Consider the following 18823-nt stretch of genomic DNA (forward strand, 5'->3'; position numbering starts at 1 on the left):
GAAGAGGCTGCAATATTGAAGATAGGACTTGATAAGCATACGTCCCCCAAGCAAAACTCACTGTCGGCTGGGTTACTCCCCTTTGCCCTGCTACCCATCATACTATTTGGGCTCGTGTTTTATTGGCACCAAGATGGCGGCGCCGCTTGGCAAGTGGCTTGGGTTCCGGGGCTCGATATTAATCTCAGCTTTAAACTTGATGGACTCTCTTTTCTTTTTGCATCACTGATCACAGGAATCGGTGCGATGATCCAAATCTACGCACTGGCTTATATGAAAGAGAAAGCCGCACGCTTCTCGTTTCACCTCTACCTCACTCTCTTTATGCTCGCCATGCTTGGCGTGGTGGTAAGCGACAATATCTTACTGCTGTTCATCTTCTGGGAACTGACCACCATCACTTCCTATCTGTTGATTGGTTTTAATCATGATAAACCGGTCTCACGCAAAAATGCCCTACAGTCACTTTTAGTCACGGGGGCCGGAGGACTCGCGCTTTTAGCCGGACTGATTTTACTTGGCTTGATGGCCGATAGTTATCAGCTCAGCGTCATCATTGAGCAAGCGGATCACATCGCGACACATCCGTGGTTTATACCTTCGCTGATTTTAGTCTTACTCGGTGCATTCACTAAATCCGCGCAATTTCCATTCCATTTCTGGCTACCTAATGCGATGGCCGCTCCCACACCCGTGAGCGCCTATTTGCATTCTGCCACTATGGTCAAGGCCGGTATTTACTTACTCGCTCGTCTATCGCCAATTTATGCCAGTAGTGATCTTTGGTTTTACTGCCTTATCACCGTTGGTGCAGTCACGGCTCTTTGGTGCACACTGCTGGCATTCAAGCAAACCGATTTAAAACTGATGTTGGCCTACAGCACTAATGTAGCGTTAGGTAAATTAACCCTGCTGCTTGGTTTAGGTACCGAGGTCGCGCTGACGGCCGCCGTGCTGTTTATTTTAGCCCACTCATTTTACAAAGCTGCACTCTTTATGGTGGTCGGCAATATCGATAAAGCGACGGGCACTCGAGAGCGAGAAAAGCTCGGCAACTTAAAATCCGTCTTGCTGCTGAGCCTCATTGCTGCGGTGATTGCCGCTTTATCCAAATCCGGTGTTGCGCCTATGTTCGGATTTTTAAGTAAAGAGTACATGTACAAATCCAGCGTGGAGTCTGGCATTGAGTGGATTACGCTGATCTTATTACTGATTAATTCGCTGATGGTGGCGTTAGCGATAGCATTACTTTACAAACCTTTTTTTGGTCAAGCGACCAAGGAGAGCGAAAGCCACCCACCCAAAGCGATCGAACAGAAAATATCCCTTTGGTTACCCGCGATGGCACTGGCTATCGCCAGTTTCCTACTGCCTGTTTTTGCCCTTGATTGGATTAACCAGCATTTAGTCATCCCAGCAGTCATGGCGATGGATCCGAACAGCGTTCCACAAGCCGCAAAATTATGGCAAGGCTTCAATATCCCCCTCGCTTTAAGTGGTATTACACTGGTGCTAGGGGTCGTGCTGTATCTGAACTACGCAACCCTAGTCACATGGCTCGCACGCCTTGTGAAGCCGCTGCCCAAAGCAGAACAAATATTTGATGCCGTACTGGCTTACTTAGCGACATTGGCAAGCTGGCAAACACAAATGCTGCAACAAAAACGCTCAAGCGGTTATATGCTGCTATTTTTTGCCGTTTTAGCCTTAATGCTGCTCTATCAACCTCTTTCGTTGCCATCGACATGGAGCTCCTCCTTGTCCGATATCCATTTTTATGAAGTCGCAATTGCCGTTGCAATGATCGCTTCCGCACTGCTGTGTGTCATGACGACCTCACGCTTACTGTCTGTGTTATCACTAGGCATGGTCGGTTTTATGACAACGTTAGTCTTTATGATTTATAGCGCCCCAGATGTTGCCAAAACCCTCTTGCTGGTCGAAACGCTGATGGTGGTGTTTGTGGTGCTACTGATGCGCCATATGCCCTACTTGTCGACGGTCGTTCGCCATTCTGTACCGCGGCGCACATTGAATGCGGTGATAGCCAGTGTGATTGGTGCATCCGTAACCTTAATCCTGCTCAATATCACGGCGCATCCTATCGATACCACTTTATCTGACTATTTTGCGCAGCAGAGCGTTCCCGGCGGCCATGGCCGCAACATCGTCAATGTCATTTTGGTCGATTTTCGTGCCTTTGATACCTTGGGAGAAGTAATTGTGGTCGTCATGGCGAGCCTTGTCGCGATTAGCCTCTTACCCAAACGAACCGAGCAACCACAGAAGATTCATTCTCTAATCTTTGCCACTACCGCACATATTGTGACCGCCTTGATGCTGATGTTTTCTCTCTATCTGTTGCTGCGAGGACACAATGATCCCGGCGGTGGCTTCATCGGCGCATTGATTGCGGTGATCGGCTTTTCGCTGCTCCTCTTCGCCGAATCGCCCCAATACGTGAGAGATCGTCTCCACTTCTCGCCACTCAATATTGCCTTGTTTGGCATTCTGCTCAGTTTTATGGCAGGAGCCATGAGTGTCGCGGTCGGTTTGCCTTTCCTAACTGGGTTATGGTGGAAAGAGATATTACCACTTGGCACCCCACTGCTGTTTGATGTCGGCATCTATTTGTCGATCATTGGCGGCGTGATGGGCATGTTGCTGCGCGTTAAAGAGGAACTCGACTAATGGAAGGATTATGGAGCATCGTTGTCGGTGTTTTTGTCGCCGCTGGTATCTACTTAATGCTAGAGCGCCACTTACTGCGCTTATTGTTTGGCCTCATCCTCCTCAGTAGTGCCGTGAACTTAGCCATTTTCACCGCAGGGCGCTTAACGCCCGCCGCTCCCCCCTTAATTGAGGTGGGAGCCTTGTTACCCGCTGAAGGTGCAGCTAACCCGCTGCCACAAGCGCTGATTTTAACCGCCATTGTGATCGGTTTTGGCTTACTGGTTTTTGCTTTGCTGCTGTTTTACCGAGCTTATTTTGAGACTCGCAGCGCGGACGTCGATGAGATGCGTCGCTCAGAGGAGGAAGAATGATTGCCATTGGGTTGACCTTACCCGTTGTGATCTCACTGCTCACTGCAGTTGCGATCTTTTTAGCGGGGCGTAATCGTTGGCTGACCAACGGTTTGAGTGTGATCTGCAGTATCATCAATCTCTTTACTGGCGCTCTACTCACGATCACCATTTACACTCATGGCCCAGCATCTATTGCCTTTGGGCAATGGTCGGCCCCCTTTGGCATCGTTTTTGTCGCTGATTTATTGAGCGTCGCTATGGTCATGGTGACGGCCATTATTGGCTTGGTTAGCGTTATCTATGCGATTGCCGATTTAAGCGCCAAACCCTCATACGCGCGCTATCACGCGCTGTTGCACGTTCTACTGGCTGGTGTGTATGGCGCTTTCTTAACGGGGGATATTTTCAACCTTTATGTCTGGTTTGAAGTCATGCTGATCGCTTCTTTCGGCTTGATGGTGTTGGATGCAAACCAGCAACAAATTGATGGCGCCATCAAATATGTGCTGCTCAATCTCATCTCTACCTTGGTGTTTTTACTTTCGATAGGACTGCTTTACGGTGCCACCGGAACCTTAAACCTCGCAGATTTACATGACAAAGCTCAATCCCTCGCTCCGGAGATGAAAACCATGCTCGCTGGATTGTTATTGTTCGCGTTTTCTATCAAAGCAGCGCTGTTTCCTCTGTTTGCTTGGCTACCGGCGTCTTACCACACCTTGCCGAGCGCGATTGTTGCCCTGTTTGCCGCATTGCTCACCAAAGTCGGTGTCTACGCTTTGCTGCGAGTCTTCACTCTGGTATTTCCGCTCGATAACAGTGGCTGGCAACCGGTCCTGCTGGGGATTGCGGCGCTGACCATGCTCACTGGCGTACTCGGTGCAGCAAGCCAATATGACATTAAAAAGATTCTTTCTTTTCATATCATTAGCCAAATTGGCTACATGATTATGGGGCTAGCCATTTATACCCCTTTGGCCATCACAGGTGCGATTTTTTATGTCATCCACCATATCTTGGTGAAGGGTAACCTATTTCTGATTGGTGGCTTAATTGGCAGAAAGTACGGCACAACCCAATTAACGCAGCTCGGTGGAGTATATAAAGCCATGCCTTGGCTTACCTTTGGCTTCTTGCTCGCCGCATTCTCTTTGGCGGGCTTCCCTCCTCTGTCGGGTTTTTGGGGCAAGTTCCTAGTCATCAAAGCGAGTTTGGCTGCTGAGCTGTATTGGCTTGCCGCGATTGCGCTACTGGTTGGCCTGCTAACGATTTTCTCGATGACCAAAATTTGGAATGAAGTGTTTTGGAAAGATGCCCCTGCCGCTCTACCGCAGGAGACGTTAGCCCGCTCAACACTCGGCCTTTATGCACTGCCGATCCTAGTGCTCACCCTGTTTAGCCTAGTGATTGGTTTGGCTGCGCAGCCGTTTTACCAATTTGCTACCTTAGCCGCAGAACAATTATTAACGCCAACCGCTTATATCCATGCTGTTTTGGGAGGCTCAAAATGATTTATCTCTTCCTCAACCTCTTTCTTGCCACGGCGTGGATGCTGCTCAATGGTGATTACTCCAGCTTGCAATTCTTATTGGGATTCGTGGTGGGGTTTTGGGCACTGCGCCTCAGTCAGCCATTTGGCTTAAAAACCAGTTACTTTCGCCGTTTTAGAGCCATCGCCAGCCTTGCTATCTATTTCCTTTACGAAATGATTGTCTCGGTGATTCGAGTCGCATGGGATGTCGTGACACCAAAGCATCTGAGCGATCCTGACATTGTCTACGTGCCATTAGATGCCCGCAGCGATCTTGAGATTACCCTATTGGCCAACATGGTTTCGCTCACTCCCGGCACTTTAAGTCTCGATGTTAGCGAAGATAGACAGTATTTGATCGTTCACGCAATGTTTGCTCCAGAGCACCAAGCGGTGATTAACGACATCAAAAATGGTCTTGAAAAACGGATACTGGAGGTCACTCGTGGATAACTCATTACCACTGGCGATTCATTTCGCCTATCTAGGGCTTTTGCTTAGCTTGGCAATGGCGTTTATCCGCTTAGTGCTAGGCCCATCGCTCGCCGATCGCGTGGTGGCTCTCGATTTAATTTCCTTTATCACCATAGGTTTTATTGTTGTTTACAGCTTAGACAGTGGTCAGCAGACACTATTGGATATTGCCTTAACCCTAGGCTTAGTGGCTTTCCTTGGCACCATAGCTTTTGCACGATTTATCGCTAAACGAAAAGGAGAACATTAATGTCGATGTTAGCGGCTCTCTTACTGGTTCTCGGCACCTTGTTCACACTATTTGCGAGCCTAGGCATTTTGCGCATGCCCGATCTCTATACTCGCATGCACGCTGCCACCAAAGCCGGTACAGCTGGCTTGTCTTTATTGCTCCTTGCTGTCGCACTCTGTATGCCTGAGACTGGCGTGATATCACGACTGGTCGGCATCATGCTGTTTATTTTTCTGACCGCTCCCGTCGCGGCCCATTTACTCGGTAAAGTCACACTAGAAGCAGGCTATAGTATTTGGCGCAACCGAGGGAATGCTAAAAAGCAATAAAGCCAGTCGTTTGACTGGCTTTGAGCTTGAGCGAGATTTAAAACTGGCCGAGATATTCCCAGTGTCCATTGGTTGGATTGGGATCGGTTGGGTAAGGGAAATAACCGTACTTAGTCACTTTCAAGCGGTAGTAGTGGTAGCCACCTCTAAACGCATATTGATAAATATCGTTCACGTTGCCACGCTGACCATCACTGCCCCACACGCCCATCGCGTCTTGTTGATACCATTCCAATAGCATCCGTTCAAAGCTGGCCAGATCGCGATTCAACTCAGTAAGATACTCTTGAATAGAAGAGTCACTGCCTAGCCAAATCCAATCTTGGTTTGGCGCTCCGCGCGTTGGAAATGCCTCCCCTTCGCCCGGACGCTTTTGGATAAAGTAATGGTTTTCACCATCGATTTGCCCAACAAACACCGCATTTTGCTCATTATCCCAAGTGGTTGAGGTACGCTCATCCCATGTCAATAAGCGAGATACACCAAAGTAGCTTTGTACACGCGCTTCAATGCTCACACCAGCCGCTCTATTGAGCTTGATTGGGTTGAAAGCAAAGTTCACATAGCGATCTGCCGAACCTAGATATTTCCAACCTTGATTACTGGTTTGATCGGCCGGGAATGCGCCAGCTTCAAGCGTGCGCATCACAAAGTAGTCGCGCGTACCCGTTTCTGGATTCGGGTAAACATACAACGCCCCCGCACGGCGCTCCGCTTTCGTCACACCATTGTTGAGCACACTTCGCCCATAGTGTTCAGCCACAAAGGCATCAAACTCAGCGATGGTCGCAAAATCCGTGTTCAGCAGAGTTTCATTCTGCGCGAAGGTTGGTGTCATATCGACCACTTGGCTGTAACCGTACTCTTGGCCAATGATGATTGGGCCTTTGAGCTTATCCAGCGGCGGGTTCTGATCTGGCGTGAAATGTGTCAGCGTTGAAGTGCCGTTAAGGTCACTACAGCTCAAACTCACTTGGGTAGGTACACCTTTTTCCATCGATAAGTTAACGTGGAACTTGTTACTTTCGGTCGATTTGTGACGATTGCCGTCCAGTGCGATATGGGTTGAGCCATTGCGATGTTCCACCACTAACTCACAACGACGTTGAGAAGCTAAGGTTCTCGACAACACTTCGCTATTACGAATTGCATAGCTCCAAACACGGCCTTCAGCGTTATTTTTCACGCCTTCGACTTGCTCACAACGCCCATTGCGTACAAAACCTGCCCCGTCATGGCTACCATTATTGTGCGGCTTGTTTAATGTACACAGTTGCACTTCACCAATTTCAGCATTCGGGGTGTAGGTGACATTGCCTGCACCAAATTGCGAAAGTAATTCATACTGCCCTACCGGCGAATCGATCTGATAATCGTTATACCAGCGCATATCTCGGCTACCTTCACACACGTTACGTTGTGCATTTAAGCCGCCAACAAACGTCGCGCTTTGACCATTGGTATTGGTGTAATCAAAGCGGCAAATTGGCAGTTGTTGCCCATCAATCAATAACGTCTGCCATTGGTTGTATTGGATTTCGGCTTGAGTGAGATCCCCGGCCGCTTGCCAACCTTCTAGCTGATACTCACCTTGCTCTGGCTGTGGCAGCTCAAACACGTTGCCATAATTTGAGTAAACCAGAGGATAGATTTGACTAGGATTCTCATTCTGCGGATCGTAAATACCCAATAAGGTCACTACCGGCACACCCACTTGCTGCGGTTTGGGGGTATCCGTTTCGACTGCTTTATAACTTTGCGTCGCCTGATCCCATTGCACATAGCCGCTTGGGCTGTTGCTATCAAGGTTAAAACCGTTGTTCATCCAACGCTGTGCTTTGCGCGACTGAGCCGGATGCTCCAAGGTAAAGCGGCTGATGGTGCCAACGTACTCTTGCTCTCCGCCATTTTGCGCATCACGTAAGAAACGGAACGCATCTTTAAACGGTGGCACAATATCATCACCTTGCTGTTGGGTATAAACATCGCCTTTCCAGTGTAAGTTACCAATAAAGCGTTGGTGGAACGCATCCCAACCCCAGCCAGATTCCATATCGTGAATTGAGGCCATGTACGGCCAGTGACCTAAACCATAGTTATGCCCCAGTTCATGGGACCATTCATTGCCGGTAGTATTTTGCAGGGTTACTTTACCGCCACCGCCACTGCCGCCATGAACCACAACTTGAGCTAAATCTGTACCTTCTTTGGTATACACCCCGACGTTGGTGTGTGCGGTAATGTGGTTGTAGCGGCGGTTGTATTGCTGCGAATAACCCGCACTACTCACAATGCCGACGTTGGCGTTGTTGACACCTGTAGAGACCAACGCTTTACCGATCGCTTCACGCATATCGCCGCTGTGCCAACCACCCGTGCTCGCGCTCTTATCGGTGTACACCACACCATTTGGCATAGTGACAACAGGAAAATAGGCAGGAGTGTAGTCAGCCATCACCAATTTAGACGCGGGTATTTTTTGGAAATAATCCGCGGCCAAAGTTGGAAGATTTTGAATCATCGTATTGCGGTTACGCGGTTGAGTCAGCATGCCCATGTCGATATTTTGAATCACCAACTCAGGCGCACCACCAAACTGGATGTCTCCTTGGCTGAGCACACCTTCACGGCCTAAGTTGTCGGTCAAGCGCAGTGATAGACCCGGCTTCATCCAATTCCATTGCAGCGGCAGTGACCAAGCGTGATGAGAGAACACCACCTTCATACGACCATTGTCCGGCTGATCCGACGCAGCCAAAGCACTAGGAGGTAGCATCAAGGTGCTTTGCACTAATTCGCCATCGAGGAACAATTCGGCGCGCACTTGGTTTATCTCTTCGCCTTGCGAAGGCGTGAAGAGCAGCATCGCTTCGCGATTCATGATCACATCCAAATGGCCTTGCCCTGTCAGCTCATTGCTATTAGGCGCGACGGAGGTGTGCGTTTGCGTTATGCCCAAACCGCCTTCTAAACTGCCTTGCAAATGGTTAGGAGTTGGGATCTCATCAGCAAAGCCAACACGAGCTTCCTGAGTCGTGAAGCGCACCACTTTCGGCTCGGCGCAATCGACCTGATTGCAGGAACTGAGGGCAATTTCATACTGGGTTTCTGGCTTAAGGTCACCGATAAAAAAGCCCGCAGAAACCGAATCATAGCGGCGAACATCCTTCGCATCACTCAAATTGGTTAAGGTGAGCTGAGTCTTATCGGCTTCATTTTGCCCAAGCCAGTCAAACGACACACCGACATCAGACAAACTCGAAACGGTTAACGAGGTAATCTCTGGCTTCACTAACGCACCACAATCCGAGGTTTCGGTACGATAGATGACATCACGTTGCCAAATGTAGCTACCATCGGCGCGCTTAGACCCGTGTGCCGCAGGAATGTATTCGACAAAACAGCCTTGATCGTCCGGTTGGTAAACACCAAATTCGCGGCTCATCAGATAAAAACCGCCGTCATACATCATGAATTCCCAACTCTGATCGACAAAGTCAATCACGTTGCGATAAGGCGTATCATCGCCGCCTTGATAAGGCAAAAAAGGGAACTGCAGATCATTTTTGTAGCTCAGGCGATAGTCAGTCCCTTTGTAACTGATCCAGCGTTCGCCACTACGCTCAAACACCCCTTCTCCGCGTTCGGCCATCGCTTTAATCGATTCTAGCCGCTCAACGGTTTTTTCGCCGATCTGCACCAGAGTGAGCTCATGTTGCGCCCACGCCGATGTGCTTGCCAATAGCCCAGTTATCAGAAGCGTTAATGGTTTCTTGTCCATGGTTAGATTTCTCATTTTAGTTACCATTCTGGTTATAGTGATGCGGCCTGAATTTCGGCCGCAGTAACCCTCGGAATCTAGCGAATTCATATCGCAATAGGCTCCGGACATAGACAACCGGGTTACAGAGTTATTATTAGTTACCGAATGGCATATCAGCAGTCTCACTGCATCCACAAAGAGACAAGGGTTCCAACTCTATGAAGATAGCTTCTTGACAATGCGAGCCATAGCCCAAAAAAATGCAAACAATCACACATAAAATCAGTGAATAATCACATCAAAATCAATTAAAGATAATGATATATAAGTATTTTTTGTTGTTGAGGACAAAGAAATCACCCACACTCATTGATGGGCATTGAGAAAGTTAAGTGAGCGATTTTTTCACACAGATATTCGCTGATTAGCATCGCGGAAGTCACCGCGAGATAAGCCGCATAACACACATGTAAGCTGCGGGGGGCTTTTTTCTTGAATAACCCACTAAACGTGAGATCTTCGGCATAAATATTGAAATAGCAAATACATAACAAATTAAAATGAGACGTATATTTAATTTATTATCCAAGCAAATGGTTATCTTAATTATGATTTAACTATCTTATCTAAAGAGAGAATGATGATCATAAAAATTTCATACCTTGCCCTACTAGCCTTGCTTTGCTCTCCCATTACCAGTGCGCAGACAGAAAATAGTGACGCTGAGCAACCATCAAGTCATGTGACATGTCGCGCTCACAACCTAACACTGAGTTTAACCACTGATCAGTATGCTTCTGAAACAACATGGGAAATAAAAAACAGCCTCTCACAGGTTATTTATGCGGGTAACAATTACTCAGATTCAACATTTTATAGCCAAGAAATATGTTTATCGGATGGTGAATATCAATTCACCATCCGTGACAGTTATGGTGATGGTATTTGCTGTGCCTCTGGCAATGGTCTTTATTCCTTAGCTAAAGGCTCGGAAATACTGGCCTCTGGTGGAGAATTTCAATACAGCCAATCAAGCAGCTTATTACTTGGTGAATCAACATCACCTGCTAACCATGACTATTATCAAGCCGCGATAGGAAAAACAGGTTTTGAACTAAAAACGGCCTTATACAACATCATAAAGAATCATAATAGCCGCGGTTATTCCGCAATTTGGACACTATTACAAAATACAGACATAGATAACTACTACGAGAATGACGGTTCAGTGTTAGATATCTATTCTGAGAAACCTGACAGCAACGACAGTGTTAGTTTTACTAAAGTCAGCGATCAGTGTGGTCAGTATCGACGAGAAGGCGATTGTTACAATAGAGAACACTCATTTCCTAAAAGCTGGTTTGGGGGCAGCGTTGAGCCAATGAATTCCGACGGTCACCACTTGTTTGCCACAGATGGCTTTGTCAATGCAAAACGCAGTAACTGGCCATTTGGCGAGGTTGGTCATATCACTTATACCTCAAGCAATGGTTCAAAACTTGGCAGTGCAAGCAATACGCTAGGTTATAATGGCACCGTATTTGAGCCTATTGATGAATTTAAAGGCGATCTAGCGCGCGCCTATTTTTACATGGCAACCCGCTACGAGAACCGTATCGGCAGCTGGCAAGGAAATACTGATAACGCTGATGCCATACTTGATGGTACTAGCACCGTGGTTTTTGAAGCTTGGGCTCTGGCTATGCTAAAGCGTTGGCACCAAGAAGATCCAGTGAGTGCTAAAGAACGTCAGCGTAATGATGCCGTTTATCAATTTCAAGGTAACCGAAATCCCTATATCGATCATCCTGAATATGTAAGCCAAATTTGGGGTCATTAATGTATTTATGATGGACAAGTAGATAGGCGCGATAATGACCTATCTACTTGTTGTTTAGTCTGTTGTTCTGAATTATGTGGGTATTAGCCTTTATAAATACAACCCGCTGTGCAGGTTTCTTTAATCTCAACTTTGCTGAGCAGTGGTAAGCTTGGCTTTAATTGTTGCCAAATCCATTTCGCAAGCACTTCACTGGTTGGGTTCTCTAACCCTTCAATATCATTCAAGTAATAGTGATCTAAACGATCATAAATAGGTTTAAATATCGCTTTAATTTCAGAAAAATCAATCACCCAGCCAGTATGAGGGTCAACCTCACCTTCGACATACAGACGAACTAAAAAAGAGTGCCCATGTAAACGGCCGCACTTATGCCCTGCAGGTACATGGGGTAAACGATGCGCGGCTTCAAACATAAACTCTTTGTATAATTCTGTTTTCATCTTGGTTCTCAAGCTTTTAAAAGAGAGGCAATACTAAGGAATATAGACGTACGAGACAAGTTCCTAGACAGCTTTGTTTGCATGGCAAGGCAGATAAAATCATTCGATTGCGCACAATAACACCTCTTCATAACTCAAGCCTTTCAGGCAATATGTTAAGCTACGATATGCAACCAAAATGTGCCACATCACATTTGTTAAACCTATAATATGTATAGAGTCACACTCCAACGACTACAACTTTTGCACTAGTGCATATTAACGCTATATTTACATAGTCATCCTCTCAATAATAATAAAATCATCATGAACTCAACAATTACGTCTAAATTGCTACTTACGCTCATCACAGTTTTTGCTTTTGTATTAACGGTGTCAACGAGCTATCAATATATACAACAGCGTGACCTTCTCAATTCGGTGTTGAGTGAGCAGTTACACGATAAAGCGAGTAACTACTTTGATAGCCTCAATATGATGATGTTGACTGGTACCATGGCTCAGAAAGAGACCTTACGCCAGAAAGCACTCGCACAAGATGGCATCGAACAAGTACGCGTTTTAAGGTCAGAAACCGTCAGTAAATTTTATGGTCCTGGAAAAGAAAATCAAAAGCCAATAGACGAGATAGATAAACGCGCACTGGCCGGGGAAACCGTTATCGAGCCGTTCAATGCGGTATGGGGAAAAGGATTGGTCGTCGCCTTACCGATGAAATCAAGCCTAGATTACCGAGGCACAAACTGCGTATCTTGTCATATGGCGGAAGAAGGAACCGTTTTAGGAGCCATTCGCCTTGAATATAACTTAAGCCATGTAAACCAAATGATCAGCACCCATACTGTCATTGCCGTTATTATCATGGCTTCCATTGCCTTTATCGGATTTATGATCACGCTTTTTTTGATCCGCAAGATGATTGTTCGCCCCATCCAACATACGTCTCGATTCATGTGTGACATCAGTAAGAGTAAGGATTTATCAAAACGACTTATCAGCACCAAAAAAGATGAACTCGGACAACTCGCGGTCTCCATCAACTCCTTGATGGACACGGTTTCGGACAGTTTGGTAAAAGTGCAAGAGACATCTCATTCGCTTGCCGATTCAGCAAACCAATTAACCGACGTAGCACAAACAACTAACCAAGCGGCAAAAAATCAGCAGCGTGAAACCTCTGACGTCCAACTCAATATTGAAGAGATGCAATCTCAGCAACAGACGGTTAATCAAGCCACTGTTGATGCATCGAAGCTTATTAAACATACCGCCACCGTTGCTCAACAAAGCGCACAGCAAGCGCATACAGCTAGCGAAGACATCAAAGGTTTAGTGAGTGATATCGAATCCGTGAAAGATAAGATCTCTGAGCTTAATAACCAAACCGGACTAGTTTCTTCTATCCTTGAAACGATTAAAAGTATCGCCGAACAAACTAATTTGCTGGCCTTGAACGCGGCAATTGAAGCGGCGCGAGCGGGTGAACAAGGGAGAGGTTTCGCGGTAGTAGCCGATGAAGTGCGAAAACTCGCCTCACGAACGGCAGAAGCGACTGGAAACATTGAGAAAATCATCGCTCAATTTCAGCGAGATAGTGCGACATCACTCGCCTCGGTTGATTTGGTCTGTTCACATGCACATCAACGTTCAAATGAAGTCGAAGTGCTATCTTCCGCAATGAATAATGCCGTACAAGAGATGCAGCAGGTGCTTGATCATGCAAACAATATTCAAGAGCAGACACGAACGACCACACAAGTCAGCCAAGAAATTCAAGGAAAAATCGAAGTTATCACTCGACATGCTGATGATACGTCTCAATCGGCAACGCAAACTCGAGAAATCAGCGTCAATTTAAAACAGCTATCGCAGCGCTTAGAAACATTGATGAATCAATTTACGCTTTCTGCTAAGAATTCGGCCACGAATCGACAATAAAGGTTGATGCGAACGAATTGACAGGTAATATGTGCCATTGAATTAAAAAGTAATAAGCAACCCAATGTTTTGCTTGTTTTTTGTCCACTTTATATAGTGACAATACCTTTGAATATTGGGTTGAATTTTTACCTCAATGGAGACTATATCAAACATGACTTACGCGCCTGTAACAGACGTATTGAGCGGTAAGCTAGCCGTTGACAGTGAAGTGACTGTCCGAGGCTGGATTCGTTCTCGTCGTGATTCCAAAGCTGGAATCTCTTTTCTTGCCATTTATGACGGCTCTTGTTTCGACCCGATTCAGGCCGTGGTCCCTAATAGTCTGAATAATTACAACGACGAAGTGCTAAAGCTCACTACTGGCTGCTCTGTCGAAGTAACAGGTAAGATTGTTGAGTCCCCTGCTTCTGGTCAAGCATTTGAACTGGCAGCAACTGAGGTGAAGGTTGTTGGCTGGGTTGAAGATGCTGAAACCTATCCAATGGCAAAAACTCGCCATTCAATTGAATATCTTCGTGAAGTGTCGCACCTTCGCCCACGCACCAACGTGATTGGCGCAGTGGCTCGTGTACGCAACTCACTTTCTCAAGCCATCCACCGCTTTTACCACGAGCAAGGTTATTTCTGGATGTCAGCGCCGCTGATTACCGCTTCTGATGCAGAAGGTGCGGGTGAGATGTTCCGTGTTTCAACGCTGGATTTCGCTAACCTTCCTCGTACTGAGCAAGGCAATGTCGATTTCAATGAAGACTTCTTCGGCAAAGAGACATTTCTTACGGTTTCAGGACAATTAAATGCCGAAGCGTATGCTTGTGCATTAAGCAAAGTATACACTTTTGGCCCAACGTTCCGTGCTGAAAATTCAAACACGAGCCGCCACCTTGCAGAATTTTGGATGGTCGAGCCAGAAGTCGCGTTTGCTGATCTAAACGATGTCGCGAAACTGGCTGAAGATATGCTGAAGTACGTCTTCAAAGCCGTTCTTGAAGAACGTCGTGATGACCTTGAGTTTTTTGCTTCGCGTATCGACAAAGAGGCAATTACTCGTCTTGAGCAGTTCGTTAATTCAGATTTTGCGCAAGTAGACTATACCGATGCTGTGAAGATCCTAATCGATTCAGGTCGTAAGTTTGAATTTGATGTTGAATGGGGCATTGATCTTTCTTCTGAACACGAGCGCTTCCTGGCTGAAGAGCACTTCAAAGCACCTGTAATCGTCAAGAACTACCCTAAAGACATCAAAGCATTTTACATGCGTCTAAACGACGATGGTAAAACTGTCGCTGCGATGGATGTTCTTGCCCCAGGTATTGGTGAAATCATCGGTGGATCTCAACGTGAAGAGCGTCTAGATGTACTTGATGCACGTATGATTGAAATGGGCATTGATCCTGAGCACATGAGTTGGTATCGCGATTTGCGTCGCTACGGTACAGTTCCACATGCAGGTTTCGGCCTTGGCTTTGAGCGCTTAGTATCCTACGTGACTGGTATGGGCAACGTGCGTGATGTAATTCCTTTCCCACGTACACCACGCTCTGCAAACTTCTAAACATCAAACACGATTTTTGTAAAAACCACCGACGTTACACTCGGTGGTTTTTTTATTTCCCCAACAATCAGTGTTCACTCTCAATAACAATAGAATGAATTTCAAATAAACATGAGACCAAAATCACCTCAATTTCATCTTCCTCTGTTACATTTAGTTCAATTACATGATCATGTTCACTCTATTGTGCTATGCAACCGAGTTACATTAACCACCTATTCAGATCGATCCATGGCGAGAACTTATATGAAAAAAAATGATGTAGATAATTTGCAGTACAAAGGTGAAACAAACGGTGTCCATGGCTGGATGACTCCTTCGGGTCAACCTTACTACTGGCATCCTGATTGGCTTCATATCGCCGAAGACACTACTGGCTCAAAGCCTAAACAAGCGTTAGAGGTGGCAGAAAATGAGCAAGCAACAAAAAAACACGCCGTGTCAGCCATTTTGAAGCATATCAATAAATGGGCTTCAGAAAAGCTTGCGGAGCACCCTGAAATAGAAAACGAAGCCATCGAATCTCAAATTGAATTAAAAAAGTAGCTACTACGACTTGTTGGGAGGGTCTCAACAAGTCGGTTTCAACAAGTCGGTTTCAACAAGTCGGTTTCAAATAAAAATAAATAAATGAAGATCTAATCTATAAGTGCCTCGATGAAGCTCGTTGTAATATTTCTTGAGCTATTTGATTGAGTGCCAGTACCGAACAAGCGCCACCACGTTCGATTGCCTCTTTAGGCATACCAAAAACGATGCAACTTGCCTCATCTTGTGCAACTGTATAGGCACCGCTCTCTTTCAACTCCAGTAAACCTCGGGCGCCATCATCCCCCATTCCCGTTAAAATAAAACCGACAGCGTTAGAGCCTGCATGTTTTGCCGCTGAGCGAAAAAGTACATCGACTGATGGTTTATGCCTGTTAACTGCCGGGCCATCTTTAATTTCGACTTGATAATGTGCACCACTTCGATTTAGTTGCATGTGACGGCCACCCGGAGCGATCAATGCCAACCCGGGAAGAACTCGGTCGCCATTCTGTGCTTCCCTAACCTCTATTTGACAAAGCCCATTGAGCCGGTCAGCAAACATCGCGGTAAATTTTTCAGGCATATGTTGCACGATAACAATCCCTGGAGAGACCGCTGGTAATGCTGTTAAGATCGCTTCTAAAGCTTGCGTCCCACCTGTGGATGTGCCAATCACGACCACTTTTTGTGTGGTTTTCAATGTTAATGTCGAGTGATTCGGATTCGGCATTGTTTGCTGTACTTTCTTGAGTACATGAGGTTTGGGTTTAACAATATTTTCTAGCTTTGCTTGTGCGGCGGCACGCACCGCACTTAACATTTCCTGCCGACTTTCTTGTAGAAAATCTTTCAACCCTGCTTTGGGTTTAGTGATAATCGTCAACGCACCAGCTTGCAATGCTTGCATCGTCACGTCCGCGCCACGTTCCGTCAGTGTAGAACAAATAATGACTGGCGTCGGATGCTGCGCCATCAGTTGCTTGAGAAACGTAATACCATCCATACGAGGCATTTCTACATCTAAAATAATCACATCTGGCCATTGAACAGCCATTTTTTTTTGAGCGAATATCGGATCAGAAGCAGGAGTAAGCACTTCAATATCAGGTTCATTACTCAACAAAGCGCTGATCACTTGCCGAACAACCGCAGAGTCATCCACGATTAATACTTTTATTTTTTTCATGTAACGCCTCTATAAGTCGACCCTCAATGGCTGATTAATAAGCTACCTCTCTTGCAGAAGATCGCCCATATTGAACCCAAACATCACCATTTTGGACATCAAAAAATACTTTACGATAACGCTTTCCACCTACATCATTGCGGCTTACTTGAAAACCGTGCTCTTTCAGTAACTGCATACCCAGTCGCACATTTTGTTGTGCAACATTTATCGAAGCGACTTTGCTGTAGTGACCTGCAAACATAGTGCTACCTCCAAATACTTTAACAACACATTCCTTAGGATTGATTTGATGTCGTCGGCACTGAAGGGAAAAATACGCCACAACATCGCTAGCATAATAGCCTTCAGGTTGTTTGGCCTCTTCACCTAGGGCGGAGCGCTGGCTCAACAGATAATGACACATACCCACCAACTGCGTTTTTGGATGCCATAACGTAATGGCAACGCATGAACCCAGCAGCGTATGAATCCAACCTCTGTGATGACCAAAGAATATCTCGCCAGGCATCAAGTTCATAGCCTCTGTTTTAGATAAAAATTCGTTCGCCATTAATCACAAATCCCTCGTTTTTGATAGATAGACGGCTGCAGTAATTGCAAGTCATCGCAGTTGAGTCCGTTTAACGTTTCAGAGTGGCCAATCAACAAAATACCGCCACTCTTCAATCGGCTAATAACGTTACTGATCACCCTTTGTTTGGTATTTTGATCAAAATAAATCATAACATTGCGTAAAAAAATGAGTTCAAAATGACCAAGTTCATCCAACTGATTTTGTAAGTTCGCTAGTTCGAATTTCACTTTTTTTCTTAATGAATTAACCACTTTCAATGTATCATGTTTGGAACCAATCCCTTTTCGGCAATACGTTTTGAGATAGGCTTTCGGTATATGTTCATGGCGCAGCATCGGGTAGATACCCTGTGATGCAATTTGCAACACCTGGCTATTAATATCGGTACCGACTATTTGCCATGCCCCTTGATAACGGCTATCCAATAACATTGCCAATGAATAAGCTTCTTCCCCCGTAGAACTTGCAGCGCTCCAACAGCGGATCTGTTTTTTCCCCCATACAGTGAAGAGATGGTGCTGGATGTAAGCAAAATGTGCCTCTTCTCTGAAAAAGTACGTTTCATTGGTGGTCAGTAAATTGATGACTCGTTGCTGCTCAAGTTTGCGTACTTGCTGATCGCTAAATTTGGTCAAATACTCAAAATACTCCCGATACGAACTTATACCGAGCTCCCTTAAGCGTCCGCTTAAACGCCCAACCACCAACGCTTTCTTACTAGGCGTTAGTGCAATACCTGCCGATTGGTATATCCAGCCACGATACAACTCAAAGTCTGCATCACTGATGATGGACATTTGCTTCATGGCTGAATTCCCAAATTGCTGAGATTTGTGCTTAACTTGCAAGTTCATTCTGCTCTTTGACCTGTTCCATCATGGCCAACTCTTCAACAGATAGGACTTTATCCTCCGCTAAAATAATGACAAACTCTTCATCGAATTGAGCCATACCACAAATAAATTCGGTACGGATCTTGGTACCAAAATTAGGCGCAGGCCTCATGAAATTACTTGATATTTCAATGACTTCAGAAACACTGTCAACCATAACACCTAGGTCTTGGCTACGTTCTTCATTCGTTACTTCGATAATGACAACGCAGGTCTTTTTATTCACTTCTTGCGGTTTAAGATAAAAACGCCGAGCTAGGTTAACGACAGGTACCACTTCACCACGCAAGTTAATAATGCCTTGAATGTAGTCAGGCATCATTGGTACCTGAGTTACTTTGCCATACTCTAATATTTCCTTAACATGCAAAATGGCAAAGGCGTACATTTCACCATTGAGCTGAAATGTTAAGTACTGTTGATCTTGTGCCAATTCTGTATTGGACTTAGCCAATATCATCGAGTTAGCGTCAACCGGAATAAGATTAGCCACATTCACCTCCAG

The 18823-nt window shown here is 45.8% G+C and carries 15 protein-coding genes and 1 pseudogene; 10 read left to right on the forward strand and 6 right to left on the reverse strand.

The annotated features are described in order from the left end of the window. Nucleotides 1-114 precede the first annotated feature (114 nt). From mbhE to mnhG, 6 genes are read left to right on the forward strand one after another with little or no spacing between them, the layout of a single operon-like run. Complete coding sequence (mbhE, locus tag CCZ37_RS06860; RefSeq protein ID WP_167372427.1) at nt 115-2691, forward strand: hydrogen gas-evolving membrane-bound hydrogenase subunit E; 2577 nt, start codon at nt 115-117, stop codon at nt 2689-2691. After that, nucleotides 2691-3044, forward strand: coding sequence for a Na+/H+ antiporter subunit C (locus tag CCZ37_RS06865; RefSeq protein WP_094500110.1), 354 nt, complete (start codon nt 2691-2693; stop codon nt 3042-3044). Before mbhE ends, CCZ37_RS06865 begins: the two co-directional genes overlap by 1 nt. Then, entirely contained in the window at nt 3041-4537 is a 1497-nt protein-coding gene (locus CCZ37_RS06870; protein WP_094500111.1) for a proton-conducting transporter transmembrane domain-containing protein, read from the forward strand. The genes CCZ37_RS06865 and CCZ37_RS06870 overlap by 4 nt, the downstream gene beginning before the upstream one ends. Further along, complete coding sequence (locus tag CCZ37_RS06875; protein WP_010320704.1) at nt 4534-5010, forward strand: Na+/H+ antiporter subunit E; 477 nt, start codon at nt 4534-4536, stop codon at nt 5008-5010. The genes CCZ37_RS06870 and CCZ37_RS06875 overlap by 4 nt, the downstream gene beginning before the upstream one ends. Further along, nucleotides 5003-5281, forward strand: a complete 279-nt coding sequence (locus CCZ37_RS06880) for a cation:proton antiporter (RefSeq protein WP_010320705.1) — start codon at nt 5003-5005, stop codon at nt 5279-5281. Before CCZ37_RS06875 ends, CCZ37_RS06880 begins: the two co-directional genes overlap by 8 nt. Beyond that, nucleotides 5281-5592 (forward strand): monovalent cation/H(+) antiporter subunit G, encoded by a 312-nt coding sequence (gene mnhG / locus CCZ37_RS06885; RefSeq protein WP_010320706.1) that lies wholly within the window; start codon nt 5281-5283, stop codon nt 5590-5592. Before CCZ37_RS06880 ends, mnhG begins: the two co-directional genes overlap by 1 nt. A gap of 37 nt (nt 5593-5629) precedes the next feature. Here mnhG and CCZ37_RS06890 read toward each other — a convergent pair whose 3' ends face one another. Then, nucleotides 5630-9373: a M66 family metalloprotease gene (locus CCZ37_RS06890; RefSeq protein WP_094500113.1), complete on the reverse strand. Its 3744-nt coding sequence runs from the start codon at nt 9371-9373 to the stop codon at nt 5630-5632. A gap of 751 nt (nt 9374-10124) precedes the next feature. Between CCZ37_RS06890 and CCZ37_RS06895 the strand changes: the two are divergent. Further along, nucleotides 10125-11195 (forward strand): annotated as a pseudogene (locus tag CCZ37_RS06895) (HNH endonuclease signature motif containing protein); the annotation flags it as partial. Nucleotides 11196-11278: 83 nt separating this feature from the next. On the opposite strand, the gene queD reads toward CCZ37_RS06895, so the two are convergent. After that, nucleotides 11279-11638, reverse strand: coding sequence for a 6-carboxytetrahydropterin synthase QueD (gene queD / locus CCZ37_RS06900; protein WP_010320709.1), 360 nt, complete (start codon nt 11636-11638; stop codon nt 11279-11281). A 306-nt stretch (nt 11639-11944) separates the two neighbouring features. On the opposite strand from queD, the gene CCZ37_RS06905 reads away from it, so the two are divergent. From CCZ37_RS06905 to CCZ37_RS06915, 3 genes are all read left to right on the forward strand, one after another. Further along, nucleotides 11945-13576: a methyl-accepting chemotaxis protein gene (locus CCZ37_RS06905; RefSeq protein ID WP_094500115.1), complete on the forward strand. Its 1632-nt coding sequence runs from the start codon at nt 11945-11947 to the stop codon at nt 13574-13576. Between the two features lie 154 nt (nt 13577-13730). Beyond that, nucleotides 13731-15131, forward strand: coding sequence for an asparagine--tRNA ligase (asnS, locus tag CCZ37_RS06910; RefSeq protein WP_094500116.1), 1401 nt, complete (start codon nt 13731-13733; stop codon nt 15129-15131). Between the two features lie 246 nt (nt 15132-15377). After that, entirely contained in the window at nt 15378-15677 is a 300-nt protein-coding gene (locus CCZ37_RS06915) for a hypothetical protein (RefSeq protein WP_094500117.1), read from the forward strand. A gap of 97 nt (nt 15678-15774) precedes the next feature. On the opposite strand, the gene CCZ37_RS06920 is transcribed toward CCZ37_RS06915, so the two are convergent. From CCZ37_RS06920 to CCZ37_RS06935, 4 genes are read right to left on the reverse strand one after another with little or no spacing between them, the layout of a single operon-like run. Beyond that, entirely contained in the window at nt 15775-16848 is a 1074-nt protein-coding gene (locus tag CCZ37_RS06920; RefSeq protein ID WP_094500118.1) for a protein-glutamate methylesterase/protein-glutamine glutaminase, read from the reverse strand. A 34-nt stretch (nt 16849-16882) separates the two neighbouring features. Beyond that, the gene (locus tag CCZ37_RS06925; RefSeq protein ID WP_010320713.1) at nt 16883-17401 is read right to left on the reverse strand and encodes a chemotaxis protein CheD; all 519 of its coding nucleotides are present in this window, start codon (nt 17399-17401) and stop codon (nt 16883-16885) included. After that, nucleotides 17401-18279 (reverse strand): CheR family methyltransferase, encoded by an 879-nt coding sequence (locus CCZ37_RS06930; protein WP_010320714.1) that lies wholly within the window; start codon nt 18277-18279, stop codon nt 17401-17403. Before CCZ37_RS06930 ends, CCZ37_RS06925 begins: the two co-directional genes overlap by 1 nt. Then, nucleotides 18263-18811 (reverse strand): chemotaxis protein CheW, encoded by a 549-nt coding sequence (locus CCZ37_RS06935; RefSeq protein ID WP_244187255.1) that lies wholly within the window; start codon nt 18809-18811, stop codon nt 18263-18265. Before CCZ37_RS06935 ends, CCZ37_RS06930 begins: the two co-directional genes overlap by 17 nt. Between the last annotated feature and the right edge of the window lie 12 nt (nt 18812-18823).

This window comes from Vibrio qinghaiensis (assembly GCF_002257545.1).
Classification (GTDB): domain Bacteria; phylum Pseudomonadota; class Gammaproteobacteria; order Enterobacterales; family Vibrionaceae; genus Vibrio; species Vibrio ordalii.

Excerpts from the sequence above, each read along its gene's own strand:
- CCZ37_RS06870 (WP_094500111.1), top strand. The coding sequence starts at position 3,041 with ATGATTGCCATTGGGTTGACCTTACCCGTTGTGATCTCACTGCTCACT.
- mnhG (WP_010320706.1), top strand. The coding sequence starts at position 5,281 with ATGTCGATGTTAGCGGCTCTCTTACTGGTTCTCGGCACCTTGTTCACA.
- CCZ37_RS06920 (WP_094500118.1), bottom strand. The coding sequence starts at position 16,848 with ATGAAAAAAATAAAAGTATTAATCGTGGATGACTCTGCGGTTGTTCGG.
- CCZ37_RS06905 (WP_094500115.1), top strand. The coding sequence starts at position 11,945 with ATGAACTCAACAATTACGTCTAAATTGCTACTTACGCTCATCACAGTT.
- CCZ37_RS06925 (WP_010320713.1), bottom strand. The coding sequence starts at position 17,401 with ATGGCGAACGAATTTTTATCTAAAACAGAGGCTATGAACTTGATGCCT.
- CCZ37_RS06930 (WP_010320714.1), bottom strand. The coding sequence starts at position 18,279 with ATGAACTTGCAAGTTAAGCACAAATCTCAGCAATTTGGGAATTCAGCC.
- CCZ37_RS06875 (WP_010320704.1), top strand. The coding sequence starts at position 4,534 with ATGATTTATCTCTTCCTCAACCTCTTTCTTGCCACGGCGTGGATGCTG.
- CCZ37_RS06915 (WP_094500117.1), top strand. The coding sequence starts at position 15,378 with ATGAAAAAAAATGATGTAGATAATTTGCAGTACAAAGGTGAAACAAAC.
- asnS (WP_094500116.1), top strand. The coding sequence starts at position 13,731 with ATGACTTACGCGCCTGTAACAGACGTATTGAGCGGTAAGCTAGCCGTT.
- queD (WP_010320709.1), bottom strand. The coding sequence starts at position 11,638 with ATGAAAACAGAATTATACAAAGAGTTTATGTTTGAAGCCGCGCATCGT.
- CCZ37_RS06890 (WP_094500113.1), bottom strand. The coding sequence starts at position 9,373 with ATGGACAAGAAACCATTAACGCTTCTGATAACTGGGCTATTGGCAAGC.
- CCZ37_RS06865 (WP_094500110.1), top strand. The coding sequence starts at position 2,691 with ATGGAAGGATTATGGAGCATCGTTGTCGGTGTTTTTGTCGCCGCTGGT.